The sequence below is a fragment of the Plantactinospora sp. ZYX-F-223 genome, from assembly GCF_039649625.1.
In the GTDB taxonomy this organism is placed as follows: domain Bacteria; phylum Actinomycetota; class Actinomycetes; order Mycobacteriales; family Micromonosporaceae; genus Plantactinospora.
Map to the genome: position 1 here is coordinate 1 of NZ_JBDJAV010000192.1, position 625 is coordinate 625.

The 625-nt window shown below is 71.2% G+C and carries 1 protein-coding gene; it reads left to right on the forward strand.

Translation table 11 applies throughout. From position 1 onward, the window contains the following. On the forward strand, positions 1–625 hold a 625-nt coding region (locus tag AAH979_RS43125; RefSeq protein ID WP_346263895.1), incomplete at both ends, for an acyltransferase domain-containing protein.

Here is a 625-nt window from a genome sequence, read left to right on the forward strand (position 1 = left end):
CCAGCCCGGGTTGTCGGAACCGCAGATGCCGCTTTCCTCCCCGGCGTCGAACGCCGTGTCCGAAAACGTGCCCACGCCGGTTCTGGTATCGGGGGGTAGCAGGGCGGCGTTGCAGGGGCAGGCGCAGCGGTTGGCGGATTGGTTGGAGGGTGCGGGTCGGGACGTGCCGTTGCCGGATGTGGCCAGGACCCTCGCGTTGTCCCGGGCGGCGCTGGACCACCGCGCGGTCGTCGTCGGCGACAGCCGGGAATCCGTCATCGTAGGTCTTCGCGCGGCAATGGTGGACAGGGCTGTCATCTCCGGGGCCGGTGGTGTCGTGCTGGTGTTCCCGGGTCAGGGTTGGCAGTGGGCGGGTATGGCCCGTGAGCTGCTCGCGGTGTCGCCGGTGTTCGCCGACCGGCTGGCCGAGTGTGACGAGGCCCTGGCCGCGCAGGTCGATTGGTCCGTGACAGACGTGCTGCTGGGCGACGACGACGGCTGGCTGTCCCGGGTGGATGTCGTCCAGCCGGTGCTGTGGGCGACGATGGTCTCGCTCGGTGCGCTCTGGCTGTCGTGGGGTGTCCCGGTGACCGGGGTGGTCGGCCATTCCCAGGGCGAGGTCGCCGCCGCCTGCGTGGCGGGTGGC